The organism is Streptomonospora sp. PA3, from assembly GCF_009728995.1.
Lineage (GTDB): Bacteria > Actinomycetota > Actinomycetes > Streptosporangiales > Streptosporangiaceae > Streptomonospora.
Map to the genome: position 1 here is coordinate 330,968 of NZ_VTZW01000010.1, position 25,486 is coordinate 356,453.

The 25,486-nt window shown below is 73.7% G+C and carries 19 protein-coding genes; 8 read left to right on the forward strand and 11 right to left on the reverse strand.

The features are described from left to right. Nucleotides 1-898: 898 nt before the first annotated feature. Complete coding sequence (locus FZ103_RS13650; RefSeq protein WP_186356267.1) at nt 899-2,779, forward strand: UvrD-helicase domain-containing protein; 1,881 nt, start codon at nt 899-901, stop codon at nt 2,777-2,779. Between the two features lie 115 nt (nt 2,780-2,894). Here FZ103_RS13650 and FZ103_RS25880 read toward each other — a convergent pair whose 3' ends face one another. Both FZ103_RS25880 and FZ103_RS13660 read right to left on the reverse strand, forming a co-directional pair. Further along, nucleotides 2,895-4,445: a DUF6114 domain-containing protein gene (locus FZ103_RS25880; protein WP_156001538.1), complete on the reverse strand. Its 1,551-nt coding sequence runs from the start codon at nt 4,443-4,445 to the stop codon at nt 2,895-2,897. A 4-nt stretch (nt 4,446-4,449) separates the two neighbouring features. Further along, nucleotides 4,450-5,073, reverse strand: coding sequence for a DUF6230 family protein (locus FZ103_RS13660; RefSeq protein ID WP_156001539.1), 624 nt, complete (start codon nt 5,071-5,073; stop codon nt 4,450-4,452). 216 nt (nt 5,074-5,289) lie between these two features. On the opposite strand from FZ103_RS13660, the gene FZ103_RS13665 reads away from it, so the two are divergent. Both FZ103_RS13665 and FZ103_RS13670 read left to right on the forward strand, forming a co-directional pair. Continuing rightward, nucleotides 5,290-7,152, forward strand: a complete 1,863-nt coding sequence (locus FZ103_RS13665) for a GMC family oxidoreductase (RefSeq protein WP_186356268.1) — start codon at nt 5,290-5,292, stop codon at nt 7,150-7,152. A gap of 67 nt (nt 7,153-7,219) precedes the next feature. Beyond that, nucleotides 7,220-8,158 (forward strand): alpha/beta fold hydrolase, encoded by a 939-nt coding sequence (locus FZ103_RS13670; protein WP_186356269.1) that lies wholly within the window; start codon nt 7,220-7,222, stop codon nt 8,156-8,158. 19 nt (nt 8,159-8,177) lie between these two features. Here the strand turns inward: FZ103_RS13670 and FZ103_RS13675 are convergent, their stop codons facing one another. Next, nucleotides 8,178-8,993, reverse strand: a complete 816-nt coding sequence (locus FZ103_RS13675) for a MerR family transcriptional regulator (RefSeq protein WP_156001540.1) — start codon at nt 8,991-8,993, stop codon at nt 8,178-8,180. Nucleotides 8,994-9,264: 271 nt separating this feature from the next. On the opposite strand from FZ103_RS13675, the gene FZ103_RS13680 reads away from it, so the two are divergent. From FZ103_RS13680 to FZ103_RS13690, 3 genes are all read left to right on the forward strand, one after another. After that, nucleotides 9,265-10,221, forward strand: coding sequence for a diiron oxygenase (locus tag FZ103_RS13680; protein WP_156001541.1), 957 nt, complete (start codon nt 9,265-9,267; stop codon nt 10,219-10,221). A 101-nt stretch (nt 10,222-10,322) separates the two neighbouring features. Then, nucleotides 10,323-11,897: an NAD(P)/FAD-dependent oxidoreductase gene (locus tag FZ103_RS13685; protein ID WP_343233519.1), complete on the forward strand. Its 1,575-nt coding sequence runs from the start codon at nt 10,323-10,325 to the stop codon at nt 11,895-11,897. A gap of 5 nt (nt 11,898-11,902) precedes the next feature. Then, a complete protein-coding gene (locus FZ103_RS13690; RefSeq protein WP_156001778.1) occupies nt 11,903-12,226 on the forward strand; it encodes a DUF4873 domain-containing protein in 324 nt (107 codons plus the stop codon). A 133-nt stretch (nt 12,227-12,359) separates the two neighbouring features. Here the strand turns inward: FZ103_RS13690 and FZ103_RS13695 are convergent, their stop codons facing one another. The 4 genes from FZ103_RS13695 to FZ103_RS13710 all read right to left on the reverse strand — a co-directional run bounded on the left by FZ103_RS13695 (nt 12,360) and on the right by FZ103_RS13710 (nt 18,521). After that, nucleotides 12,360-13,481 (reverse strand): adenosine deaminase, encoded by a 1,122-nt coding sequence (locus FZ103_RS13695; protein WP_156001542.1) that lies wholly within the window; start codon nt 13,479-13,481, stop codon nt 12,360-12,362. Nucleotides 13,482-13,637: 156 nt separating this feature from the next. Then, a complete protein-coding gene (locus FZ103_RS13700) occupies nt 13,638-14,996 on the reverse strand; it encodes a four-carbon acid sugar kinase family protein (protein WP_186356271.1) in 1,359 nt (452 codons plus the stop codon). Between the two features lie 63 nt (nt 14,997-15,059). Beyond that, nucleotides 15,060-16,262: an MFS transporter gene (locus tag FZ103_RS13705; RefSeq protein ID WP_186356326.1), complete on the reverse strand. Its 1,203-nt coding sequence runs from the start codon at nt 16,260-16,262 to the stop codon at nt 15,060-15,062. Between the two features lie 1,176 nt (nt 16,263-17,438). Beyond that, nucleotides 17,439-18,521 (reverse strand): Gfo/Idh/MocA family oxidoreductase, encoded by a 1,083-nt coding sequence (locus FZ103_RS13710; protein ID WP_156001543.1) that lies wholly within the window; start codon nt 18,519-18,521, stop codon nt 17,439-17,441. 127 nt (nt 18,522-18,648) lie between these two features. Between FZ103_RS13710 and FZ103_RS13715 the strand changes: the two genes are divergently transcribed. Together FZ103_RS13715 and FZ103_RS13720 are read left to right on the forward strand one after the other, a co-directional pair. Further along, nucleotides 18,649-19,002, forward strand: coding sequence for an AbrB/MazE/SpoVT family DNA-binding domain-containing protein (locus FZ103_RS13715; protein ID WP_156001544.1), 354 nt, complete (start codon nt 18,649-18,651; stop codon nt 19,000-19,002). After that, nucleotides 18,999-19,301 carry a hypothetical protein gene (locus FZ103_RS13720; protein WP_156001545.1) on the forward strand — a complete coding sequence of 101 codons (303 nt, stop codon included), beginning with the start codon at nt 18,999-19,001 and terminating at the stop codon, nt 19,299-19,301. The genes FZ103_RS13715 and FZ103_RS13720 overlap by 4 nt, the downstream gene beginning before the upstream one ends. 52 nt (nt 19,302-19,353) lie before the next feature. Here the strand turns inward: FZ103_RS13720 and lon are convergent, their stop codons facing one another. From lon to FZ103_RS13740, 4 genes are all read right to left on the reverse strand, one after another. Continuing rightward, nucleotides 19,354-21,765, reverse strand: coding sequence for an endopeptidase La (gene lon, locus FZ103_RS13725; RefSeq protein ID WP_186356272.1), 2,412 nt, complete (start codon nt 21,763-21,765; stop codon nt 19,354-19,356). A 110-nt stretch (nt 21,766-21,875) separates the two neighbouring features. After that, nucleotides 21,876-22,532, reverse strand: a complete 657-nt coding sequence (locus FZ103_RS13730) for a response regulator transcription factor (RefSeq protein ID WP_186356273.1) — start codon at nt 22,530-22,532, stop codon at nt 21,876-21,878. Then, nucleotides 22,529-23,782 carry a histidine kinase gene (locus FZ103_RS13735; RefSeq protein WP_343233520.1) on the reverse strand — a complete coding sequence of 418 codons (1,254 nt, stop codon included), beginning with the start codon at nt 23,780-23,782 and terminating at the stop codon, nt 22,529-22,531. The genes FZ103_RS13730 and FZ103_RS13735 overlap by 4 nt, the downstream gene beginning before the upstream one ends. Nucleotides 23,783-23,935: 153 nt before the next feature. Beyond that, complete coding sequence (locus tag FZ103_RS13740; protein WP_156001547.1) at nt 23,936-25,303, reverse strand: MFS transporter; 1,368 nt, start codon at nt 25,301-25,303, stop codon at nt 23,936-23,938. Nucleotides 25,304-25,486: the final 183 nt, after the last annotated feature.

Genomic DNA, 25,486 nt, shown 5'->3' on the forward strand with positions numbered 1-25,486 from the left:
CGGGCAGGAGAGCGTGCCCGCCGAAACCATCGATCGCGTCAATGCCCCGCATTGCGGTTAATCATCGCAGAAACCATAGACGGACTGAATCATCCCAAGGTAAGCAAAACAAGACCTGAAGAAAGGTGCTCAGAGTTCCACCGTCCGTGCGATGATTGGTCGCCGATTCGCCCGGGGCGCGACGTGCGGTTATCGCTCTCCCCGCTTCGAAACGCCACGCGGCCCGCCTCCTTCCCACGATCGGCCGCCGGGTTCGCGGCACCCGTGGCACCGGGTCGGGCGGTGCCCGGACGCGATCGGCGGCGGCCCGTGCGCTCGGGGTGCCGGCTGAGGCCCCTGCCGGGGTAGGACGGGCCCCGGCAGGGACCTGAGCCGCGCTACGGGCGCCGGGCGGGCGCCTCGACCGTCCCGCGGACTTCGCCCGCTCCCACCGGTAACGGACACCCCCTCCACCACTCCCGCACCGCCACGGCCCCGCGACTCTTCTGCCTCGTAGAGAGGCTTTTCCCGGAAGACGGACCCGTTTTCGGACCGACTGATAACCCGTTTTCGGCGACTGGCAATCCCTTCCAGAACCGCCTTTCCGGCCGGGTCTTCGGCCAACGCCTCGACCCCGCTCGAAAACACGTTGGAAACCACCCGCATGACCTGCAAGTTCTCTCCGCGGCACGACGGGCCGACTCCGGCCGGGAATCCGGATTCCTGTCGCGTTTGCCCAAATTCGCAACCGAGCATGTTTCGAAGTGAACGCACTGGTCGGCGGCCGGATCCACCGCCGTCACCGCCGTCACCGCCGTGTCCGCCGTGTCCGCCGACCGCTCCGCCCGACTCCCGTCCCCCACTCCCCGCCCCATCGCGCGACACCACGCCAGCACTGCGACCGGAGGAATACGCAGACGTGCCCAAGCTCGCCATTTCCCCGACGTTCCTCTCCGAATTCTCCCGACTCGACCACGGGATCCAAACCGCGGCCCTCGCCGCCGTGCAGGCCTACACCACGGGCGAAGGCGCCCGGCTCGACCCCGTCGCCGACGCCTCCGACCCCCGGGTCCGCCTGCTGCGCATCGGTCAGGAGTGGACCGGAGTCGTCGCGCCCGGCGCGGAAGGCTCCGAGTGGCTGATCGCGATCCGCCCGCACGCCGAAGCGGTCGCGTTCGCGCGGGAGCTGCCCCTGCCGGCCGCGGTCGCGCCGCCGTCCGCCGGCACGCGGGTCGAGCTCGTCGAGCCCGGCTCCGACGAGGCGGCCGCCATCGGCGCGCTCCCCCACGTCACCGGCCCCGACGAACTCTCCGCCGACCTCGGCAAGTCTTTCGCCGAATGGCAGGTCACCCTGCATCCGCGGCAGCAGCGCATCGCCGATGCGCACTTCGCCGGCTCCGCCCAGGTCACCGGCGGCCCCGGCACCGGCAAGACCGTGCTGGCCCTGCACCGGGCCGCCCAGCTGGCCCGCCGCGACGCCGCCCGGCACCCCCGCGACCAGCGGCGCAGCATCCTGCTGACCACGTTCAACCGCGTGCTGGCCCAGACCCTGGCCCAGCAGCTCGACCGCATCCTGCCCGAACGCCGCCTGCGCGACCGCGTCGAGGTCACCACCGTCGACAGCCTCGCCCGCTCGCTCGTCCAGGAGCAGACCGGACGCAGCCCCGAGACGCTGGGGCGCGACGCCCTGAGCGAGCGCTGGCGCGACGCCGCACGCGCCGAGGGGCTCCCCTACTCCGGCCGGTTCCTCGCCGACGAGTGGGAGCAGGTCATCCTCGCCCAGAACATCACCGGACCGGCCGACTACATCCGCTGCGAGCGCAGCGGCCGGGTGCTGCACCTGGCACCCGAGCACCGCGCCCACGTGTGGGAGACCATCCAGCGCTACACGGGGGCGATGGAGATCGCCAACGAGTGGTCCTATCCCCAGGTCGCGCTGGAGGCCGCGCGCGTCCTCGGGCGCACCACCGGCCCGCGCTACCGCCACGTCATCGTCGACGAGGCCCAGGACCTGCACTCGGCGCAGTGGCGGATGCTGCGCGCCGCCGTGCCCATCGGACCCGACGACATCTTCGTCGTCGGCGACCCCCACCAGCGCCTCTACGACAGCCGGGTGTCGCTGGCGTCGCTGGGGATCAACGTGCGCGGGCGCAGCCACCGGCTGCGGGTCAGCTACCGCGTCACCCAGGAGATCCTCGACTGGGCCATGCCGGTGCTGCGCCGCCACTCGGCCCTGGGCATGGACGACAACGCCGACACCCTCGCCGGCTACCGGTCCCTGCTGCACGGCCCCGAGCCCGTGGTGCGCGGCTGCGCGTCGCGGGCCGAGGAGCGCACCGCCATGGGCGACTGGGTGCGCGTCTGGCTGGAGGCCGGCGTCAACCCGGCGTCGATCGCGGTTGCCGGGCGCAACCACTGGATCGTGCGCCACATCGCCAAGGAGCTGCAGGCCCGCGGCATCCGCACCGCTCCGCTCGACTCCGCCGAGGACGTCCGCGCGGTCCGGGTGGGCACGCTGCACAAGCTCAAGGGCCAGGAGTTCCGGTGCCTGGCGATCGTCGGCATGAGCGAGCCGCTGCTGCCGCCCAGGGCCGCCGTCGACTCCGCCGAGGGCGATCCCGTCGCGCTGGAGCAGGTCTACCAGCAGGAGCGCAATCTGCTGTTCGTCGCCTGCACCCGCGCCCGCGACGCGCTCTATGTGTCCTACGTCGGCGCACCCAGCCGGATGCTGCCCCAGGCGGGCGGCACCGGCCTCGAAGCCGACCTCGACGAGCCCGCCGACGCCCTGTCGGCCGTCTAGGAATCGCTGCCCGCCTCTGCCGCGCGGCGGCAGCGGGGCGAATCCGGCGTGCCGCCGAGCGGTGCCGCACCGCTCGGCGGCACGCCGCCGCCTGCGGGGCCACGGAGCCGGCCGGTCAGCGCTCGACCCGCTCGTCGAGTCCGGTGATGGTGACCGTCTGCGCCTGGGCCAGCGGCTGGTCGGCCTCCAGGTCGGTGACCGTCATGGAGGGCAGCAGCAGCGGCGGCGGGAAGTCGGGGGTGAACTCCAGCGGAATCCCCAGGATCCGCACCTTCATCCGGGTGACGTGCATGACGACGTCGCCGGACATGGTCATCTCCGGGATCTCCAGCGACGTCGTGGCACCGCCGTGCTCGGTCCACTGCCGCGCGCCGGCGAGCTCGGCCCGGTCCATGGTGATCTTGAGGTAACGCACCGAACCGCCCTTGACCGGGTACTCCACGACCCCCTCGAAGGCGGCGCCCTCCATGCTGAGCGAGTCGGCGGTGAGCCCGGAGGGCTCGGTGTGGGCGAGCCAGCGGCCGTCGCTCTGCTGGCCCTGCTGCACCTCGAATTCGGGCCGCTTGCCGTCCTCCTTGGCCTGCCGGCAGGCTTCCAGGAGGGCGCGGTACTCCTCCTCGCTCATGGAGGCGGCGCCTTCCTGCACCGTGCATTCCGCTGCGGTCTCCGGCTCGCCGTCCTCCTCCTGGGCCGGGTCGTCCTCCTGCTGGCCGTCGTCCTGGGCCCCGCCGCCTGCGCCGTCGCCGGTGCCCGGGGATGCCGACGGGGAGGGCGTGGGCGTCGGCCCGGAGGAAGGGGTGTCGGGGGCGGGCGTCTCCTGCTCGCCGCCGCCGAACCAGTCGTCCCAGGGCCAGGTGATGGTGGCGGGGGCGGGGACGGCCAGGACGAGCGCCGCTGCGAAGGCGGCGAGGGAGTGCAGCCGGTCGCCGCCCTGCGCTCCGCCGGTTCCGCCGCGCTCGGCACCGTCCTCGCCGGTTCTGTCCGCGTCCGCCCGCCGATGCTGGCCGGGCGCGGCCGCACCGCCCGGTTCGGCGTCCTCGGAGGTGAAGTAGGTCGCGCCGCTCTTGGGAACGGCGGGTGAGGACGCCCCGTCCCCGTCCGGGTCCGAGGCGTCCTCTCCGCGATCCGGCGCGGAATCCCCTATCTCCCGCGCGGGACCGGTCTCGTGGGCGGCCGCCGGCGCGGTCCCGCGTTCGCCCGCGTCCTCGTCTCCGGCCTCCTCGGGGACCGGTGCGCCGCGGCGGCGTCCCCGCCCGCGGCGCCCCGGGACCACCGGCGTTTTGCGCGCGCGGTCGGGCACCCAGGCGATCGCCAGCGCGCCGCCGACCATGCCGAAGAGCATGCCGAAGACGAAGCCGCCGAAGTTGGAGGTGACGAAGGAGATGAGGGAGAGCAGGACCGCGGCGATGCCGTAGAAGAACCGCTGCGGCGGCTGGAGCCACACCAGCACGCCCACGGCCATAAGCAGCACGCCGACGAAGTAGCCGGAGATGCCGGCGATGCCCTGCTGCACGATCAGGTCGAGGGGGTTGAGCGCGGGCGCCGCGATGATCACGATCCCGGCGAGGGTGATCAGCAGGCCGCCCCAGAAGGGCCGGCTCCTGCGCCATCCCCGGAAGGCCGGGCGCGCGGACTGCCACACGCCGGAGGCGCCGTGTCGGGTCATCGAATCAGTAGCACTCGTGGTCGCCGGGCTTCACGCTCAGGTGCAGGCCGGTCAGGCGGAACGTACCGGCGTTGACCGACCACGCCGTCTGCTTCAGCCCGTCGATGGTGATGGTGTCGGCCTGCTGGCCGAAGACGCCGGCCTCTCCGGTCTCGCCGCTGGCGTTCTCGACGGTGCTGGCGTCGCGGCCGATCTCCATCTCGGTGAACTTGGCGTTGCCGGAGAGCTGCTGGACGTCGATGACCATGTTCTCGGCGGTGGCGGGCTGGTCGCCCTGGCCGGCCTTCACCAGCAGCGTCACCTTGCCGACCGCGGTGTCCATCAGCACGGACTGGCAGAGGTTGGTCAGTTCGACCTTGTCGATGACCGAGAGCGCGACGGGGTGCTTGGTGCCGTCGGCGGAGGTCGCGGTGTCGGGGAACTGGGCGAAGCCGGTGCCCTTGAGCTGGTCGGCCGAGACCTTGAAGCTTTCGCCTGAGACGGCGAAGGACGAGGCGAGGGCACCCTGGGCGGTCATGCCCGCCAGGACGCCCGCGGCGCCCAGCGCCGGGATGAGGGCGAGCGCGAACCGCTTCCAGGCGGTGCCGCCGGACGCCCGCGGGGCCTCCGCTTGCGTCTCCGCTGCCATAGGACTTCCTCCTTTACGGACACCGCTCGCGGGGTCCGTCACGGGGGCGAGGGATTGTGAGGTGTGCGCTTCGGTGTGTTAACCAGGACACCTTACCCGCTGGTAGGTGAGGAACATTACAATAGTTGATGTCACATTTCCAATCGCCCGACTCAGAGGCGGATTCCGCCGCGAGGGCGGCCCTCAGCAGCACGGACGGCTCAGGAAGGCGAGGCCGTGGCAACGGACAATTCAAGCAGAACCTCCCCCGACGAGACGTCGGCGCCCCCCGGTGCAGACGGCTTCGACTATGACGTGGTCGTCATCGGCTCGGGTTTCGGCGGTGCAGTCAGCGCCCTTCGACTGACCGAAAAGGGCTACCGCGTCGGCGTCCTGGAAGCCGGCCGCCGCTTCACCCCGGAGACCCTCCCCGAGACCTCCTGGGACCTGCGCAACTTCATCTGGGCACCCGCACTGGGCATGTACGGCATCCAGCGCATCCACCTGCTGCGCGATGTCATGATCCTGGCGGGCGCCGGTGTGGGCGGCGGCTCGCTGAACTACGCCAACACCCTCTACACCCCGCTCGACGACTTCTACGACGACCCCCAGTGGCGCGACATCACCGACTGGCGCAGCGAACTGGCGCCCTACTACGACCAGGCGCGCCGCATGCTGGGCGTGCGCACCAACCCGACCACGACCCCCGCCGACGCGCACCTGAAGAAGGTGGCCGAGGACATGGGCGTGGGCGAGACCTTCCACCTGGCGCCCGTGGGCGTCTACTTCGGCGACGGCCAGGACGGCGACGGCGAGCACCGCGCGGCCCCGGGCGAGGACGGCGGCGACCCCTATTTCGGCGGCGCGGGCCCGCGGCGGCGCGCCTGTCTGGAGTGCGGCTCGTGCATGACCGGCTGCCGCCACGGCGCCAAGAACACGCTCACCGAGAACTACCTCTACTTCGCCGAACGCGACGGCGCGGTCGTCCATCCGATGACCACGGTCGAGCGGCTGCGCGAACTGCCCGCCGCCGGCGGGCGGCCCGCCGGCTACGCCGTGGACACGCTGGCCACCGGCGCGCCGCGCAAGCGCGAACACGCGCGCACGTTCACCGCCCGCCAGGTGGTGGTCGCCGCCGGCGCCTACGGCACGCAGGCGCTGCTGCACCGCATGCGCGACACCGGACTGCTGCCGCGGCTCTCGGAGCGGCTGGGGACGCTGACGCGGACCAACTCCGAGTCGCTGGCCGGGGCGATGAGCAAGAGCGTCGAGCCCGCCGAGGACTTCTCCCGGGGCGTGGCCATCACCTCCTCGATGCACCCCGACTCCCACACCCACGTGGAGCCGGTCCGCTACGGCAAGGGCTCCAACGCGATGGGGCTGCTGGCGACGATCCAGGTGCCCGGCGGCGGCCGGGTGCCGCGCTGGCTGCGCTTCCTCGGACTGGTCGCACGCCACCCCTACGTCTTCGCGCGCAGCCTGTCGGTGCGCCGCTTCTCCGAGCGCACGATCATCGGCCTGGTCATGCAGTCCCTGGACAACTCGCTGACCACCTACACCCGGCGCGGACTGCTGGGGCGGCGCGTGCTGACGTCGCGCCAGGGCCACGGCGAACCCAACCCCACCTGGATCCCCCAGGGCCAGGAGGTCATGACGCGCCTGGCCGAGGAGATCGACGGCCACGCGGGCGGCACGATCGGCGAGGTGCTGGACATCCCGCTCACCGCCCACTTCCTGGGCGGCTGCCCGATCGGCTCCTCGCCGGAGACGGGCGTGATCGATCCCTACCACCGGCTCTACGGCCACCCCGGCGTGCACGTCGTCGACGGCGCGGCGGTCTCGGCGAACCTGGGCGTCAACCCGTCGCTGACGATCACGGCCCAGGCGGAGCGGGCGATGTCGATGTGGCCCAACAAGGGCGAGGAGGACCCCCGCCCCGCGCCGGAGGAGCCCTACCGGCGCGTCGAGCCGGTGTTCCCCCGCCACCCGGCCGTCCCGGCGGGCGCGAGCGCCGAACTGCGCTTCACCGCCCCGCTGCCGCTGAGCGTGGTGGACTCCCGGGAGTCCGCGGCCGACCGCGCGGAGGCGGAGCAGCTGTGACCGTCCGGGGCGGCCGCACGGCCCCCGCGCCCGCGGCCGCCCCGGACCACGCGCCGAGGAGGCACCCGTGATCCCCCTGAGCCACGCCGCCGACCGCGCCCGGATCGTGCGCACGCCCGACGGCGCCGAACTGCGGGTCCACGTCCGCGGCACCGATCGGGCGCCGGTGACGGCGGTACTGGCCCACGGCCAGGCGCTGGCCTCCGACGCCTGGCGCCTGCAGGCCACCCGCCTGGCCGCCGAGCCCCAAGGTGCCGTGCGCACCGTGCGCTGGGACCAGCGCGGCCACGGCGGCTCCACCCTGGGCACCCGCCCGCTCGGCGGCGCCGTGCTCGGCGACGACCTGATGCGGGTGCTGGAGGCCTGCGCGCCGGAGGGGCCGGTGGTGCTCGCGGGGCACGCCATGGGCGGTCGGGCGGTCCTCGCCCTGGCGGCGGCGCATCCCGGCTTCGTCGCCGAACGGGTCGCGGGCGTGCTGCTGGCGGCGACCGCCGCGGGCCGGCTGGAGGGCACCGACCCGGGCCGGCCTCTCGGCGCGCGGATGGCGGGCGGCGCCAAGCGCGCCGTGCTGCGGGCGCTGCTCACGGCACCCGCCGTCGCCGACCGCCTGCACGGCCTGGTGCCACCCCACTCGGGCGCCTACCGGGCCGCGGTGCGGCGGGCGGTGTTCGGCGCCGCGCCCGATCCCCTGCACGTGCGGGAGTGCGCCCAACTCATCCACAACACGCCGAGCGGGGTCGTCGCCGGGTGCTACGCGTCGCTGGCGGGGCAGGACCTCTCCGGCGGTCTGGGCGCGCTGGGCGGTGTCCCGGTGCGCGTGATCGCGGGCGGGCGCGACAGGCTGGTCGCCCTGCGCCACGCCCGGGAGCTGTGCCGCGCGCTGCCGCAGGCGCGGCTGCGGGTCCTGCCCGCCTGCGGGCACATGCTCCCGCTGGAGGCGCCCGATGCGGTCGGCGAGGAACTCGCCGAGCTGTGCCGGGCCGCACGGCGGGCGCACCCGGAGTGAGCCGGGCCCCCGGCCCGCCCTACCCTTCGACCGCGGAGGCGCCGACCGCTCCGCCGCCGGGGTGCGCACCCGGCGCGCCGCCGGAGGCGCCCTTGCGCTCGTTGATGTGCTCCAGCACCTCGGCGAAGTGCTCCCCCAGCACTTCCTGGAGGCTCTGGGACATTGCGTCGGCGAGCATGGCGTCCACGGCCGTCTGGGCCAGCGGCCGCAGCCGGCGCACCAGGGCGGCGGTCTCGGCGATCTCCTCGCCCTGCAGGATGCCCTGGGGAGCGTGCTCGGCGAGGATGTGGTCGGCCACCGCGCGCACCAGCTCGCCGGCGAGGGAGCCCACGCGCTCCTTGAGCCGCTCGGAGATGTCCAGCACGGTGCTCAGCTCCATGCCGGCGGCCACCAGCTCGGCGCCGGCGTTGAGCAGCCGCGGGCTGGGCACGCGGAAGCGCAGCCCTTCGCGCTCCACCAGGCCCAGCCGCAGCGCCCGGGTGATGTTGGGCGCGTCGACCTGGCCGGGGAACAGCTCGCGCAGCTCGCCCATGGTGATGTAGCCGGCGATCTCGTCGGACCAGGGGTCGCCGATCGCCGACTCGAACCCCAGGATGTCGTTGAGGTCGCCGCCGCGCTCCCAGACGGTGATGAGCTCGCTGATGTTGGCGAAGGTGTAGCCGCGCTTGAGCAGCTGGCCGATCAGCCGCAGCCGCGCCAGGTGGGCTTCGGTGTAGATGCCCACCCGGCCCTCGCGGCGGGGCGGGGAGAGCAGCCCCCGGTCCTGGTAGACGCGGACGTTTCGCACCGTGGTACCCGCGAGCCGCGCCAACTCGTCGATGCGGTATTCGGCCATGCCCCAAGCCTAGGGCTTCTGGCGGAGGCCGGTCGGCTCGCTGCCGGGCGGCCGCGGGCGCGGGTCGCCGGCGGTCCGCGGGCGGGCGGCGGCGCTCCCCTCCGCCTTCCGACTACCGGTTGAATTGTGACAATGGTCGTTGTAATGTTTCGGCATCCACGGTGTGGACGAGATCACATCCGCCCCTCAGGGCGCGGTCCGGCGGCTCACCTCCGGGTTTCCCGCCGGCATCCGCCGGGCCGCCGCCGGATGAGGACAAGGAGGACCGGGCATGACCGTCGAGCCGCAGACCCGCACGACCGACCGCGAGGACATCGCCAGGCGCCTGCTGCGCTCCTCGGCCAAGGCGTCCTTCGACCCCCTCGTCGAGATCGACTGGGACGCCCCCGTCGACCGGGACCGCTACGCGATCCGGCCCGAGCGCCTGTCCCTCTACGGCACCGAGCTGTGGGAGACGCTCACCGAGGAGCAGCGCAAGGAGCTCAGCCGCCAGGAGATCGCCAGCGTGGCCAGCATCGGGATCTGGTTCGAGACGATCCTGATGCAGATGCTGGTGCGCCACGCCTACGACCGCGATCCCACCACCAACCACGTCCAGTACGCCTACACCGAGATCGGCGACGAGTGCCGCCACTCGGTGATGTTCGCCAAGCTCATCGAGAAGCTCGACGCCCCCTTCTACCGGCTCGACCCGGTCACGCACTTCCTCGGCAAGGTCTTCAAGACCATCTCCAACGGACCGCTGACCTTCAGCGGCGCCCTGTTCGTCGAGGAGATCCTGGACCAGCTCCAGCGGGAGATCATGGCCGACGACGAGCTGGAGCCGCTCACGCGCGCGGTCTCGCGCATCCATGTCGTGGAGGAGGCCCGGCACATGCGCTACGCCCGCGAGGAGTTCGCGCGCGACTGGCAGCGGCGCGGGCCGCTCATCCAGCACTACAGCCGGTTCGTGCTGGGCCTGGTCGTGTACTACTCCGCGACCCGCCTGATCAGCCCCAAGGTCTACGAGCGCGTCGGCCTGGACCCGCGCGCCGCCCGCAAGGCCGCCCGCCGCAACCCGCACTGGATCGACACCAAGACCTGGGCGGCCCGCAAGGTCGTGGCGACCCTCGACCGCGCGGGCGCCATCTCCGGCCCCGGCAGGTACTTCTGGCGCAAGGCCGGACTGCTGGGCCGCCGCGGCGCACCCGCCCCCTCGACGGCCGGCCCGGAGGCTCAACGCGCCTGAGCAACCGGGCCGGCTCCCCGCCGGCCCTCCCGCGGGTCCGCGCACGGCGCGGGCCCGCGGGACACGCCACCAGCCCGACCGGCCGGAAAGGATCGGCTGACGTGACCCACGACCAGGCCCCCACCGAGGACCGGGAGACCGCGCCCGCCCACTACCGCGTCGCCGTCATCGGCACCGGGTTCGCCGGGATCGGCATGGCGGTCCGGCTCAAGCAGGCCGGGCTCGACGACATCGTGCTGCTGGAGCGCGCCGAGGACGTCGGCGGCACCTGGCGCGACAACACCTACCCCGGCGCCGCCTGCGACGTCCCCTCCCACCTGTACTCCTTCTCCTTCGCCCCCAACCCCGACTGGAGCCGCAGCTTCTCGCCGCAGCCCGAGATCTGGGACTACCTGCGCCGGGTCGCCAAGGACTACGACGTGGTGCGCCACGTCCGCTTCGGCCACGAGGTCACCGAGGCGCGCTGGGAGCCGGAGGGCAACCGCTGGCGGGTGCGCACCACCGGCGGCACGGTCACCGCGCAGTTCCTCGTGAGCGCCTGCGGGCCGCTGGCCGACCCCTCCTACCCCGACATCCCCGGACTCGACTCCTTCGAGGGCGCCGTCTTCCATTCGGCCGACTGGGACCACGGCCACGACCTCGCCGGCCGGCGGGTCGGCGTGGTGGGCACGGGCGCCTCGGCCATCCAGTTCATCCCCGAGATCCAGCCCGCGGTGAGCGAGCTGCGGGTGTTCCAGCGCACTCCGCCCTGGGTGATCCCCCGGCACGACCGCGACATCACCGCCCTGGAACGGCGGCTGTTCAACGCCGTGCCCGCGGCCCAGCGCCTGGCGCGCACCTGCATCTACTGGGGGCGGGAGAACTACGTCATCGGGTTCGCCAAGAACCCGCGGCTGCTCAAGCTCGTGGAGAAGCTCGCGCTGGCCAACCTGCGGCACGGGGTCAAGGACCCCGAGCTGCGCCGCAAGCTGGTGCCCGACTACACCATCGGCTGCAAGCGCATCCTGCTGTCCAACGACTACTATCCGGCGCTGGACGCCCCCAACACCGACGTGGTCACCGACCCCATCGCCGAGATCCGGGCCGACGCGGTGATCACCCGCGACGGCACCCGCCACGAGGTGGACACGCTGATCTTCGGCACCGGCTTCCACGTCACCGACAGCCCCATCGCCCAGCGCATCCGCAACGCCGAGGGCGTGCTGCTGGCCGACCGCTGGGACCGGGGGCGGCGCATGCAGGCGCTGCGGGGCACCACCGTCGCCGGCTACCCCAACCTGTTCGTGCTCGCCGGCCCCAACACCGGGCTGGGCCACACCTCGCAGCTGTTCATGCTGGAGGCGCAGATCGCCTACACCATGGCCGCGCTGCGCTACGCCCACGACCACGGCGCCGACCGGCTGGAGCCGCGCGCCGAGGCGGAGGAGGCCTACACCCGGTGGGTGCAGGACAAGATGCTCGGCACCGTGTGGGTCTCGGGGGGCTGCGACAGCTGGTATCTCAACGACCAGGGCCGCAACACCACCCTGTGGCCCGGCTTCACCTGGGACTACAAGCTGCGCACCAGCCGGTTCGACGCCCGCAACTACCGCCTGCGCACCGCGCCCGGCGCCGGGCGCCCGCGGCGGCGGGCACGGACGCGGCCCGCCGCGGCAGCGGGAAGGAGGTCGCCGTGAGCGGTATGGGCGACGACGAGGAGGAGTACCACGGGCCGGCGACCCTGGTCGCCGGCGGCGTCGAGGCCGCGGTCGAGGCGCACCTCGCCGGGCACTTCGACCCGCTGGTGGGCGCCTACACCTGGAGGGGCCGCGTCTCCGGCGACCCGGCCGCCGACGCGGCGTTCACGGCCGGCGACACCGCGGTCGTGCTGCGCACCCCCGACGGCCACGAGGCCGAGGGAAGGCTCGCCGAGGCCAACGTCTGGGGCGGCTACCGGATCGTGGGCACCGGCACTCCCCCGTTCGCGGTGCCGCGGGTCGCGCCGGACGACGACGAACCGGTCTGACCGGGCCCGGCGGGACCCGAATCGTCCGGGAGCGGATCGACAAGAGGGGACCGTCCGCTCACCGGAGCGCGCCGATGCGCCCTGCGCTCGCTGCGGCGGGCGCGGGGCGCGCGGTGCCGCGCGCCGGCGGCCGCTACCAGGGGTCCTCCTGGCGGAAGAAGGCCGCGCTCGCCCACCGGGCGCGCTCGTCGGCGTACCCGGGTTTGATCACCTGCTCGATGAGCGCCAGCCGCTCGTCGTGGCCGATGAACGCCGACTTCATGGCGTTGACGGTGAACCAGCGCAGCGTCTCGGCGGTGTAGCCGAACTCCGCGCACAGCCGCGCCAGCTCCTCGCTGAGCGTGGCGCTGTCCAGCAGCCGGTTGTCGGTGTTGACGGTGACGCGGAACCGCAGCCGGCGCAGCGTGTCGACGGGGTGGGCGGCCAGCGACGGCAGCACGCCGGTGTTGACGTTGGAGGTGGGGCACAGCTCCACCGGGATCCGCTTGTCGCGGATGTAGGCGGCCAGCTCGCCCAGTTTGGCCGAGCCGTCCTCGGCCGCGGCGATGTCGTCGAAGATGCGCACGCCCTGGCCGAGCCGGTCGGCGCCGCACCACTGGATGGCCTCCCAGATCGAGGAGAGCCCGAACCCCTCGCCCGCGTGCAGGGTGAGGTGGAAGTTGGCGCGCTTGACGTGCTCGCAGGCGGAGATGTGGCGGGTGGGCGGATAGCCCGCCTCGGGCCCGGCGATGTCGAAGCCCACCACGCCGCGGTGGCGGTAGCGCACGGCCAGGTCGGCGATCTCCAGGGAGTCGGCGGCCTGGCGCATCGCCGTCAGCAGCAGCCGCACGTCGGTCCTCAGGCCGAACAGGCGGGCCTTGGCCCGCCCGACCCGAAGCCCCTCCAGGACCGCGTCGACGACCTGCTCACGGGTGAGGCCGCCTTCGGTGTGCTGCTCGGGGGCGAGCTTGACCTCGGCGTAGACCACGCCGTCGGCGGCGAGGTCCTGTGCGCATTCGGCCGCCGCGCGTGTCAGGGAAGCGGTGTCCTGCAGCAGGGCGACCACCGGGTCCAGGCGGCGGGCCCGCTCCTCGGGGGTGGGCGCCGGGGCGCCGAACCAGGCGCGCAGCCGGTCGGGGTCCGCGGCGGGCAGCCCGGCGCCGCCGGCCGGGGCGGCGAGGTCGAGCACGGTGCCCGCGCGCAGGCCGCCCACCAGGTGATCGTGCAGCAGCACCTTGGGCAGGCGCCGGATGGTCTCGTGGCCCAGTGGTGTCATCGTCCTCCTCGATGCCGGGGTCTGCGGGCCGGCCGCCGCGCGGCAGGCCCGCATGTGGGTAAATTGCCCGGCAGTCTAGACGAGCACCCGCGGAACGGCACCGGCCGGCGGCGGTGATCCCCGTCTCGCCCGGTCCGGCGGCGGAGGACCGGCGCTTCAGACGGGGCTCTGCGCCGAGCGGCCGGCCGGGGGCAGCACGTGCTCGGAGACCTCCGAGTGCACCTGCTGGAGCCGGGCGCGGGCGGCGCGGCGCAGCCGTCCCAGGCACTCCACCGCCGCCGACTCGTCGCCCACCAGCCCGCCTTTGACCACCGCGGGCGTCCCTTCGAGCGGGCCGCCGCTGAGGGTGCCGTGCACGGCCAGCGGCAGCACCTCGCCGGCGACCTCGAAGCCGTGGACGCCCAGGGCGTCGAACACGCTGGAGGTGAGGTCGCCGCCGGTGAGGAACAGGCCGCTGGGCAGGGCGTGGGTGCCCGCCTCCTCCTCCACGGCCTCCACCACCCCCGCCAGCAGCTCGGCCAGGCGCGCCGGCAGGGCGCGCTCGGCCGGGTGGGCTTCGGCAGCGGGTTCGAGCAGCCGCAGCGCGACGACGTCGGGAAAGACCGCCGACGTCAGCCGGTCGACGAGCTGCCGGGCGACCTCGCGGGCGTGTTCGCGGTCGCCGGCGCCCAGGCGGCCGGGGTCGGCGTCGACGAAGCGGACCGGGCCGGATCGGGCCAGGGCCGCGACCTGGCGCCTTGTCAGGTCCGTGGTGCTGCCCGCGACGGCCAGCAGCGGCCCCGGAGCGCCCGCCTGGCCGCGCAGGCGCAGCGCATAGGCCAGCAGCGCCCCGCTGGGCCCCGGGTCGGCGGCCACCCACACCGTCCCGTCCTCGCGGTGGGCCTCGGCGGCGGCCTGGGCGAGGTCTTCGATGCGCTGCTCGTCGGAGGCGTCGCACACCAGCACCGGCTCGTCGCCGGAGCGCAGCTCCGCGGTGAGCATGCTCTGGGTGACCTGGCGTGCGGGCACGTGGCGCACGGCCAGGCGGCACTGGCGCGCCAGGATCGCCGCGACGTCGCCGGTGTCCATCGGGCAGAAGGGGTCGCGGGCGAGCTCGGTCTGCTCCAGGGGCCGGCCGCCGAGCAGCTGGACGCCGTCGACCGTGGTCCGGCCGCCGGTGGGGAAGGCCGGTACCACCAGCGCGCGTACGGCCCACCGGGCCGGGACCCGGTCGCGCACGGCGCGCCAGGCCGCCTCCAGCTCGGCGCCGACGTTGCCGCGCAGGGTGCTGTCGAGGCGCTTGACGACCAGGCCCACCGGCCAGATCGCCTCGACGACATCGGTCACCAGGTCGGCGGCCTGCTCGGCCGAGGCGTGGCGGCTGTCGAGGTTGGCCACCACCACGTCGTACTCCTCGGCCACCGCGGTCACGTGCTCGGGGGTGACGGTGGTGACCCGCATCCCGGCGCGTGCGAACCGGGCGCCGGTGGCGTTGGCGCCGGTGAGGTCGTCGGCGACGACGAGAACCTGGGCCACGGCTTCCTCCCCTTCCCGCTGGGCTGCGCTGCGCCGGGGCGGCGGCCCCGCGTTACGAGCCTCTCATCCCCGGCGCTCGCGCAACCCCGTTCCGGCCAGCGCCGAGGCGGCGCACAGCGCGAGGACGTAGACCACCACGCCGGTCCAGCCGACGGTGTCATACCAGATCCCGCCGAGCCAGCCGAAGGTGCTGGAGCCCAGATAGTAGGCCAGGGTGTAGAGGGCCGCGGCCTGGGCGCGCGCGACCGTGGCCCGGTGGCCCACCCAACCCGAGGCGGTGGCGTGGGCGGCGAAGAAGCCGAAGGTGAACAGCAGCAGGCCGGCGGCGACCGCCGCGAGGGAGGGTGCCAGCAGCACCGCGGCCGATCCGGCCATCGCCCCCACGCCCCACAGCAGCACTGTGCGCCGCCCCAGCCGCTCGGCCAGGCGGCCGGCGGCGGCCGATCCGGCGGTGCCGGCGAGGTAGGCGGCGAACAGGAAGGCCACGACCGTCTGGGACAGGCCGAAAGGCGGGCCGGTCATCCGGAAGCCCAGGTAGTTGTAGACGGTGACGAACGCACCCATCAGGAACAGCCCCTGGCAGTAGAGCGCGAGCAGACCGGGGTCGGCGACGGCGGAGAGCAGCCGCCGGGCCAGTCCGGGCCCTGCCGACCCGCGCGGCTTGGGTGTGAAGCCGCGGGTGCGCGGGATCGCGGCGGCGAAGACGAGCAGCGCGGCCAGCGCCAGCAGGGAGTCGGCCGCCACGCCCCAGCGCCACCCTCCGAGGTCGGCCACTGCGCCCGCCACCAGCCGCCCGCTCATCCCGCCGACGGTGTTGCCCGCGATGTAGATCCCGGCCACCCGGGAGAGGTGGGCGCGGTGCACCTCTTCGGCGAGGTAGGCCATGGCCACGGCCGGCACGCCGCCCAGGGCCGCGCCCTGCAGGCCGCGCACCGCCAGCAGCGTCCACATGTCCGGGGCGAAGGGTGCCGCCAGCCCCAGCGCGGTGGAGACCGTCAGGGAGATCGCCATCACCCGGACGCGGCCGATGCGGTCGGCGATACCGCTCCACACCAGGACGAAGGCCGCCAGGCCCCCGGTGGCGAAGGAGACGCTCAGCGCCACCCGGGAGGCCGAGGCGGCGAAGCTGTCGGCCAGTCCGGGCAGCACCGCCTGGACGGCGTAGAGCTGGGCGAACGTGGCGATGCCGGCGGCGGTCATCGCCACGACGATGCGCCGGTACCCGCTGCTGCCGGCCCGATGGCCGGAATCACCGCCTACCGAGATCCCCTCATCCACCCATCCGACGTTACGCCTTCATGCGCCGGAACCCGGCCACCGGTGGTACGGCTCTATCCGGCAGGTACCGCGCGCGCTCGGCGGCCAGGAAACTCGTGACGCGAAGCGTCTCCGCGGGGGTGGTGGCGGGTTCCCTGCGGTTCCCGGTGGGTTCCTCTCCCTGCCGACCCGAGGAACCCACCGGGGACCACCCAGGGCAAGCACCACAGAGGCTGCGGCAATGGGGCCGAGATGCGCGAATCCCACCCGTCACCCGCCGCCGCCCCTAACGGAGGCGCTTCGCGCCACGTACCTGTTCTGCGCCGGCTTGCCGCCGAGCGCACGGCGCACCTTCGTACCGGAGGCCCGCCACCGGTGGTCCCACTCCACCTGGCAGGCACCGCGTGCGCTCGGCGGCAAGCTGCGTCCGCGCTTCGCGAGGCGCGCCCATTGCCGCAGCCTCGGTGGTGGCGGCTTCCCTGCGGTTCCCAGTGGGTTCCTCTGCCTTGGCGACCCGAGGAACCCACCGGGAACCGCCCAGGGCAGGTACCACAGAGGCTGCGGCAATGGGGCTGAGATGCGCGAAGCGCTGTGGGCCAGCTTGCCGCCGAGCGCACGGCGCACCCTTTGCGCTGGAAAGCAACCACCGGTGCCGCGGCTCCGACTGAAAGCACCGCGTGCGCTCGGCGGCAAGCTGCGACCGCGCTTCGCGAGGCGCGCCCATTGCCGCAGCCTCGGTGGTGGCGGGTTCTCTGCGGTTCCCAGTGGGTTCCTCTCCCTGCCGACCCGAGGAACCCACCGGGGACCACCCAGGGCAAGCACCACAGCGGCTGCGGCAATGGGGCTGAGGTGCGCGAAGCGCCGCGCGCCAGCTTGCCGCCGAGCGCACGGCGCACCCTTTGCGCTGGAAAGCAACCACCGGTGCCGCGGCTCCGACTGAAAGCACAGCGTGCGCTCGGCGGCAAGCTGCGACCGCGCTACGCGAACCGCGCCCATTGCCGCAACCCCGACGGCGGCCGCCCCAGGCGGTACCCGGTGGGTTCCTGGGAAGCGGCGCCCCCGCCGTTCTTCAATACGGCCCAGTCCTTCCCCCGCACCGGAAGCCGCGACGGTGCCCCTGCGTATACGCGCGGCCGCCCGCCGCGTCCGGGCGGGATCTCCCGGGTCGGCGCTCCGAACGCGCCATCAGGTCTCCTCCCGATCCACCTTCTCCGTCCGCCCGCCCGCGGCGCTGCGGCGGGCGGCCTCGATGACCTCCAGGCCGTGGACGACCTCGTGCAGTTCGACCGGAAGCGGCTCGCCCTCGCCGACGGCGTCGCGCACGCCCCGGTAGAACGCGGGGTAGTCGCCGCGCTCGCTGCGAACGGGGACCGACTCCTCGTCGGTGCCCAGCCGCCCCCACGCGGAGTCGGGCTCGACGCCCCAGTCGGGCGCGTCGGGCCGCTCCCCGCTGTCCAGGCGCCCCTCCTGGGAGTCGAGCCCGCTGATGGTGAAGGCCGCCTTGTCGCCCAGCACCCGGAAGCGCGGCCCCAGCTGGGCCGACACGGCGCTCATCCACAGGTGCGAGCGCACGCCGCCGGTGTGGGTCAGCGCGAGGAAGGAGTCGTCGTCGGCGGCGGCTCCGCGCCGGGCGTCCAGCTCGGCATAGACCGACTCGACCGGGCCGAACAGATTGACCGCCTGGTCGATCAGGTGAGGTCCGAGGTCGTAGAGGATGCCCGCTCCGGTCTCGGGGGACCCGCTGTCGCGCCAGGTACCCCTGGCCTCGGGGCGCCAGCGCTCGAAGCGCGACTCGAACCGGTGCACCCTGCCGAGCGCGCCCTCGTCGACAAGCTTCCACAGCGTCAGGAAGTCGGAGTCCCAGCGCCGGTTCTGGTAGACGGTCAGCACCTGGCCCAGCCGCCGGGCGTCCTCGGCCAGCTCCCGCGCCTGCACGGCGTTCAGCGCGAACGGCTTGTCGACCACCGCGGCGAACCCGGCCTCCAGCGCGGCCCGCGCCAGCGGAGCGTGCGTCTCGTTGGGCGTGGTGACCACCGCGATGTCGATGTCGCCGGTACGCTTCCACAGCTCCTCGGCCGAGGGGATCACCTCGGCGCCGGGGTAGCGCTCGTGCACGGCCGCCTGCCGTTCGGGATTGCCGGTCACCACCGCCGCGAGCCGCAGTCCGGGCGTGGCGTCGACGAGCGGCGCGTGGAACACCTCGCCGCCCTTGCCGTAGCCGATGACGGCGACCTGCAGTTCTCGTCCGGCGTCGTTCGCAGAGGTCATGTTTCCACCGTAGCCACGCGGGCGGTTCGTGATCACGCGGGCGGACTCCACCCGAAAGGCCAAGCACGCTGCGTTACCAAGTGATAGCTTTCCGTTGTCAAAAACGCGAGCACCCGTGAAGGCAGGGATGTCAGTTCTTCAGCAGCCCGCGGATCGCGGTCATCTTCACCAGCATCTGGGCTTCGGTTTCCCCGATCCCGAGTACGCGCTGCGGATTCCCAAGGAGGTGTGGGACACGCTGGGCCTGGACACGCCGCACACCGTCCTGGAGTTCGTCGGGCGCGACGGCGAGGTGGCGATCCGGCCGCGCGTCCTCGTCCACCCCGACTTCCCCTGGTTCTGGGAGCCCGGGCAGCAGCACGCGGAGCAGGAGGCGGAGGAGGAGATCGCCCGCGGCGAGATCCGCCCGCCGATGGCCGGCGAGGAGTTCCTCGCCCACCTGGACGCGCTCACCTGCGACAAAGCGGGTAGGTACGTATGAAGCACCAGACCCTCGCCGGGTTCGACCGGGAGTTCCGCAGGCTTCCGGTCAAGCGCCAGCTGCAGTTCATGGCCACGGTCCGCCGCCTCATCCGCGACGCCGACGCCGGAGCCTCCTCGCCCGTCCGCTCCGGGCGCACCTGCGCGCACCGGCTCGCCGGCCGCGAGGTCTACTCGCTCCGCTGGGCCCCAGACACCCCGGAGGGCCGCGCCACATTCCACATCCGCCAGGACGAAGCCGGGCAGCCGTCCCTGGTCTGGCGCCGGATCGGCGACCACTCGATCTACAAGGACCCCTGACACGAGGCGGGCCGCCCCGCCGGGGCGGCCCGCACTCCGTGCCCGCGGAAGGTCACGCGGCCAGCGGCTCCCGGGCCTGGGCCGGGCTCAGCGCCAGGTCGAGGACCTCGCGGACGTCGCTGACCGGGTGGACGGCGAGCTGTTCGCGGATGTCCTCGGGGACGTCGTCCAGGTCGGGCTCGTTGCGCGCGGGGATGAGGACCGTGGTGATCCCCGCCCGGTGCGCGGCCAGCAGCTTCTGCTTGACACCCCCGATGGGCAGCACCCGGCCGGTCAGCGAGACCTCGCCGGTCATGGCGACGTCGGAGCGGGCGGGGCGGCCCGACAGGAGCGAGGCGAGCGCCGTGGTCATGGTGACGCCGGCGCTGGGCCCGTCCTTGGGGATCGCTCCCGCGGGGACGTGCAGGTGGATGCCGCGCTCCTTGAGGTCGCCCACCGGCAGCTCCAGCTCCGCGCCGCGCGAGCGCAGGTAGGACAGGGCGATCTGCGCGGACTCCTTCATCACGTCGCCCAGCTGGCCCGTCAGGGTCAGCCCGCTCGCGCCGGACTCGGGGTCGGCCAGGGACGCCTCGACGAAGAGCACGTCGCCGCCGGTCCCGGTGACCGCCAGGCCGGTGGCCACCCCCGGAACCGAGGTGCGCTCGGCCGTTTCGGGAGTGTGCTTGGGCCGCCCGATGAACCCGGTCAGGTCCTGGGCCCCGACCGACACCGGCAGCTCGCGCTCGCCCAGCGCGACGCCCGAGGCCACCTTGCGCAGCACCCGCGCGATGGTGCGCTCCAGCTCGCGCACCCCCGCCTCGCGGGTGTACTCGGCGGCGATCCGGCGCAGCGCGTCGTCGGCGACATCCACCTCGCCGGATTCCAGACCGGCCCGCTCCAGCTGGCGCGGGAGCAGGTGGTCGCGGGCGATGGTCACCTTCTCGTCCTCGGTGTAGCCGTCGAGCTGCACCACCTCCATGCGGTCCAGCAGCGGGCCGGGGATGGTCTCCAGCGCGTTGGCGGTGGCCAGGAAGACGACGTCGGACAGGTCGAGGTCGACCTCCAGGTAGTGGTCGCGGAACGTGTGGTTCTGCGCCGGGTCGAGCACCTCCAGCAGCGCCGACGTGGGGTCGCCGCGGAAGTCGGCGCCGACCTTGTCGATCTCGTCGAGCAGCACGACGGGGTTCATCGACCCGGCCTCCTTGACGGCGCGGACGATGCGGCCGGGCAGCGCGCCGACGTAGGTGCGCCGGTGGCCGCGGATCTCGGCCTCGTCGCGCACCCCGCCCAGGGCCACCCGGGTGAACGTGCGGCCCATGGAGCGCGCCACGGACTCGCCCAGCGAGGTCTTGCCGACGCCGGGCGGGCCGACGAGCGCGAGCACCGCCCCGCTGCGCCGCCCGCCGATCACGCCCAGGCCCTTGTCCTCGCGCCGCTTGCGCACGGCGAGGTACTCGACGATGCGCTCCTTGACGTCGTCGAGGCCGGAGTGGTCGGCGTCGAGGATCCCGCGGGCGCCCGCGATGTCGTAGGCGTCCTCGGTGCGGGTGTTCCACGGCATGTCCAGGACGGTGTCCAGCCAGGTGCGGATCCAGCCCGACTCCGGCGAGGAGTCGCCGGCCCGCTCCAGCTTGTCCACCTCGGCCAGCGCGGCCTTGCGCACGTGGTCGGGCAGGTCGGCGGCCTCCACGCGCTCGCGGTAGTCCTCCTCCTCGCTGCCGGGCTTGCCGTCGAGCTCGTTGAGCTCCTTGCGGATGGCCTCCATCTGGCGGCGCAGCAGGAACTCGCGCTGCTGCTTCTCGACGCCCTCCTGGACGTCCTGGTCGATGGTCTCGGCCACGTCGAGCTCGGCCAGGTATTCGCGGGTCCACTCGTTGAGCAGCCGCAGCCGCTCGGCCACGTCGTAGGTCTCCAGCAGCTGCATCTTCTGCGCGGTCTTGAGGAAGGGGGAGTAGCCTCCCCGGTCCGCCAGGGCGCCGGGGTCGTCCAGCTGCTGGATGCCGTCCAGGATCTGCCAGGCGCCGCGCTTCTGCAGGTAGGTGGTCAGCAGCGACTTGAACTCGCGGGCCTGCTCGTGGACCTTGCCGGGGTAGCCGCCCTCGGGCGCCCGCTCGTCGTGCACCTCGGCCGAGACCCACAGGGCGGCGCCCGGCCCGGTGGTGCCGCTGCCGACGCGGGCGCGCGCCGTGCCCCGCACGACCGCCGCCGGCTCGCCATCGGGGGTGCGGCCGACCTGCTCGATGACCGCGACGGTGCCGATCGCCGCGTAGCTGCCTTCGGTGCGGGGGACGATCAGCACTCGCGGCTTGCCCGTGGAGCGGACTCCCGGACCCTTCGCCGCGCCCTCGCCCCCGGCACGCGCGGCCTCGACGGCGGCGCGCACTTCGGAGTCGGAGAGGTCCACCGGCACGACCATGCCGGGCAGGACCACGTCGTCGTCGAGGGGAAGCACGGGGAACGTCGCGTTGGACTGCGCTTCAGTCATCAGACCCTCCTTGTTGAGTCACTATCACTCAATAAACGAGAGTCCCCGTTTGTTCCCCCTGCTGTGTTCGCCGTGAGCGATCGATGATCGTTCGGTCTCCAGTGCACGCTTCAGCGCACCAGCCCCGCCCGGTAGGCGATGACGACCAGTTGGGCGCGGTCGCGGGCGTGGAGTTTGACCATGGCGCGGCTGACGTGGGTGCGGGCCGTGGCGGGGCTGACGACGAGGCGTTCGGCGATCTCGGCGTTGGACAGCCCCTCGCCGACCAGGGCGAGCACCTCGCGCTCGCGCTCGGTCAGCTCGCCCAGGTCGGGGCGCGGGGTGCTCGACGGCGCGCGCGAGGCGAAGTGGGCGATGACGCTGCGGGTGACCGAGGGTGAGAGCAGCGACTCCCCCGCCGCCGCCAACCGGATCGCGCGCAGCAGTTCGGCGGGGTCGCTGTCCTTGATCAGGAAACCGGCGGCGCCGGCGCGCAGCGCGTCGAAGACGTACTCGTCCAGCTCGAAGGTCGTCAGCACGACGACGCGGGTGCAGGCCAGCGAGTCGTCGGCCGCGATCTCGCGCAGTGCGGCGATGCCGTCCATACCCGGCATGCGCACGTCCATCAGGACGACGTCGGGGCGCTCGCGGCGCACCAGGTCGACGGCCGTGCGCCCGTCGGCGGCCTCGCCTGCCGGCTCCATGTCCTCCTCGGCCTCGATCAGTACGCGCAGGCCCATGCGTACCAGGGCCTGGTCGTCGGCGAGGGCCACCCGGACCGCGCTCACCGCTCCCCCACCGGAAGCTCGGCACGGACCCGGAATCCGCCCTCGGGGCGCGGTCCGGCCAGCAGCCGCCCGCCGACGGCGCGGGCGCGCTCGCGCATGCCGGCGATCCCGCTGCCCTCCTGGTAGGCCCGGCCCGGGCGGGCCGGGCCGCTGTCGGTGATCTCCACGGTCAACTCCTCGGGGTGGTAGCCGATGACGACGGCCGCGGCGCCGCCGCCGTGGCGCACCGCGTTGGTCAGCGCCTCCTGGGCGATGCGGTAGGCGGCGTGGTCGACCGCCGCCGGCAGCGCCGCGGGCTCCCCTTCGGTGCGCACCGCCACGCGCTCTCCTGTGGGGTCGATACCCGCTGCGAGGTCGCCGAGACGGTCCAGCCCGGGCACGGGTTCGCGGACGCCGCCGTCGGCCTCCCCGCCGTCGCCGGCCCCCTCGCCGTCGCCGCGGGATGCGCCCGCGCCGCGGAACACCGCCAGCGTGCCCCGCAGCTCCTCCAGCGCGTCCTTGCTGGTCTGGCGGATCGCCTGCAGCGCGGGCTCGGCCTGCTCCGGGCGCCTGCCCAGCACGTGCAGGGCGACACCGGCCTGCATGTTGATCACCGAGAGGCTGTGTCCCACCAGGTCGTGCACCTCCCGGGCGATGCGCAGCCGCTCCTCGTAGACCGAGCGGCGCAGCTCGTCGTCGCGTTCGCGGCGGGCGTTCTCGCGCCGCGAACGCACGATGACGCCCAGCGCGGCCGGCACCAGCAGCAGCGTCAGCGCCGCCACCAGGTCCCCGGCGGCGCCGGGGGCCACCAGCCCGAGATAAGGCAGGTCGGTGCGCCCGGCCAGGAACACCGGCACGACCAGCGCCGTCCAGGGCGTCCAACTGCGCAGCGGCAGCAGCGCGGCCATCGTGTAGACCAGCACCATTGGCCCCAGGCGCAGGAGGCCGGCCTCCAGGCCGAGGGCGGAGAAGGCGGCGACGGCGGCCATGGCGCCGGTGAAGGCCCAGCGGGGACGCAGGCGGCGCACGGCCACGCACCCGGCCACCACCGCGATGCACACATAGGCCGCCGGCGGCAGGGCGGTGAAGTCGGCGCCGCCCTTCGCCCAGGGCGGTCCGCCCGGCGGACCGCCGCCGGGGCCCCACGGCGGGCCCGGCGGGGAACCCGTCCAGGCGGCCTGGGCGTGGACGGCGGCCAGCGACACGACCCCCACGAACAGGGCGAGTGGGACGTCCAGGGCCAGGACGCGCCGCACAGTGGGTCGGCTCACAGGCCCGACACTAGTGTGCGGGGGCGGCCCGCGGCGTCCGCTCGGGAACGTATTCCCCCTGGTGCCGCGCGCGCAGCCGCAGGCCGCGGGCAGGCGCGCGCCCCGAGCCCCGCGGCGGCGCCGGTCCACCCGCCGCGGGGCTCCGGGCGCCGCTCAGCCCGTCTTCGCGGTGTCCTCCCGGGCGAAGGCCGGGTCGTCCAGGTCGCGGCCGCGGGTCTCGCGCGAGGCGGCCACGGCCACCACCGTCAGCACGCAGGCGGCCGCGACATACGCGGACACCGGCACCGAGCTGCCGAACGTCGACAGCAGCCAGGTGGCGATCAGCGGCGCCAGTCCGCCCGCCACGATCGACGCCAGCTGGTAGCCGATGGACGCGCCGGAGTAGCGCGTGCGCGTGCCGAACAGCTCGGAGAAGAACGCCGCCTGCGGCCCGTACATGGCCGCGTGCAGCACCAGGCCGACCCCGGCCGCGGCCAGCACCATCCCGAACCCGCCGGCGTCGATGATCGGGAAGAACGCGAAGGCCCACAGACCGGTGCCGATCGCGCCGAAGGCGATGACCGGGCGGCGGCCGAAGCGGTCGGAGAGGATCCCCCAGACCGGGATGACCACCAGTTGCACCGCGGCGGCCGCCAGCAGGGCGTTGAGGACCGTGCCGCGCTCGACTCCCGCCTCTTGGACCGCGTAGACGAGGATGAAGGCCGTGATGACGTAGTAGGAGATGTTCTCGGCCATGCGCACGCCCATGGCCACCAGGATCTCCCGCCAGTGCCGGCGCACGACCTCGACGACGGGCGCGCGCTCCGCGCCTTCGGCGCGCGCCTGGGCCGCGCGGGCGGCAGCGGCCTGGAAGACCGGCGACTCCTCCACGGCGAGCCGGACGTAGAGGCCCACGATCACCAGGATCCCCGACAGCAGGAACGGAATCCGCCAGCCCCAGGACTCGAAGGCGGGGTCGGACATGGTGGCGGCCAGGACCGCCAGCACGGCGGTGGCCAGCAGGTTGCCGCAGGGCACTCCGGCCTGCGGCCAGGACGCCCAGAAGCCGCGGTGCCTGGGGCTGCCGTGCTCGGAGACCAGCAGCACCGCGCCGCCCCATTCGCCGCCCAGCGCGAAGCCCTGGATCAGCCGCAGCGCGATCAGCAGCAGGGGCGCGGCCGTGCCGATGGTGGCGTGGCCGGGCAGCAGGCCGATGGCGAAGGTGGCGCCGCCCATCATCAGCAGGCTGATGACCAGGAGCTTCTTGCGGCCCACGCGGTCGCCGAAGTGGCCGAAGACCAGGCCGCCCATCGGGCGCGCCACGAACCCGATGGCGTAGGTGCCGAAGGCGAGCAGGACGCCGGTCAGGGGGTCGGACTCGGGGAAGAAGACGGCCCCGAAGACCAGGGCCGCCGCCGAGCCGTAGAGGAAGAAGTCGTACCACTCCACGGTGGTACCGATCAGGCTGGAGGTGACGACCTTCGCGAACGACCCGCGGGGCGCCGCCGACGGGGCGCCCGAGGGGGAGTTTGGCACAGACATGAGACCGTCTTCCGCTCGTATGGGAGATTCGCTGCCGAAAGCCTAGGAGCGGGGTGTGATCCGGACCATAGTCGCCGGGCACGGACCGGGCGGCAGGCGGGTGTGGACGGGGCACACTCCGGCGGCCGGGCCGGGCCGGGCCGGACGGGAGCGCGGGCGCGCCCGCGGGGAGCGCGAGCGGTG

Bases quoted from the DNA above. Each gene is read 5' to 3' on its own strand.
- FZ103_RS25880 (WP_156001538.1), bottom strand. From the start codon at position 4,445: ATGACCCGACACGGCGCCTCCGGCGTGTGGCAGTCCGCGCGCCCGGCC.
- FZ103_RS13675 (WP_156001540.1), bottom strand. From the start codon at position 8,993: ATGGCCGAATACCGCATCGACGAGTTGGCGCGGCTCGCGGGTACCACG.
- FZ103_RS13695 (WP_156001542.1), bottom strand. From the start codon at position 13,481: ATGACACCACTGGGCCACGAGACCATCCGGCGCCTGCCCAAGGTGCTG.
- FZ103_RS13720 (WP_156001545.1), top strand. From the start codon at position 18,999: ATGAAGCACCAGACCCTCGCCGGGTTCGACCGGGAGTTCCGCAGGCTT.
- FZ103_RS13715 (WP_156001544.1), top strand. From the start codon at position 18,649: ATGTCAGTTCTTCAGCAGCCCGCGGATCGCGGTCATCTTCACCAGCAT.
- FZ103_RS13690 (WP_156001778.1), top strand. From the start codon at position 11,903: ATGGGCGACGACGAGGAGGAGTACCACGGGCCGGCGACCCTGGTCGCC.
- FZ103_RS13740 (WP_156001547.1), bottom strand. From the start codon at position 25,303: ATGTCTGTGCCAAACTCCCCCTCGGGCGCCCCGTCGGCGGCGCCCCGC.
- lon (WP_186356272.1), bottom strand. From the start codon at position 21,765: ATGACTGAAGCGCAGTCCAACGCGACGTTCCCCGTGCTTCCCCTCGAC.
- FZ103_RS13710 (WP_156001543.1), bottom strand. From the start codon at position 18,521: ATGACCTCTGCGAACGACGCCGGACGAGAACTGCAGGTCGCCGTCATC.
- FZ103_RS13680 (WP_156001541.1), top strand. From the start codon at position 9,265: ATGACCGTCGAGCCGCAGACCCGCACGACCGACCGCGAGGACATCGCC.
- FZ103_RS13660 (WP_156001539.1), bottom strand. From the start codon at position 5,073: ATGGCAGCGGAGACGCAAGCGGAGGCCCCGCGGGCGTCCGGCGGCACC.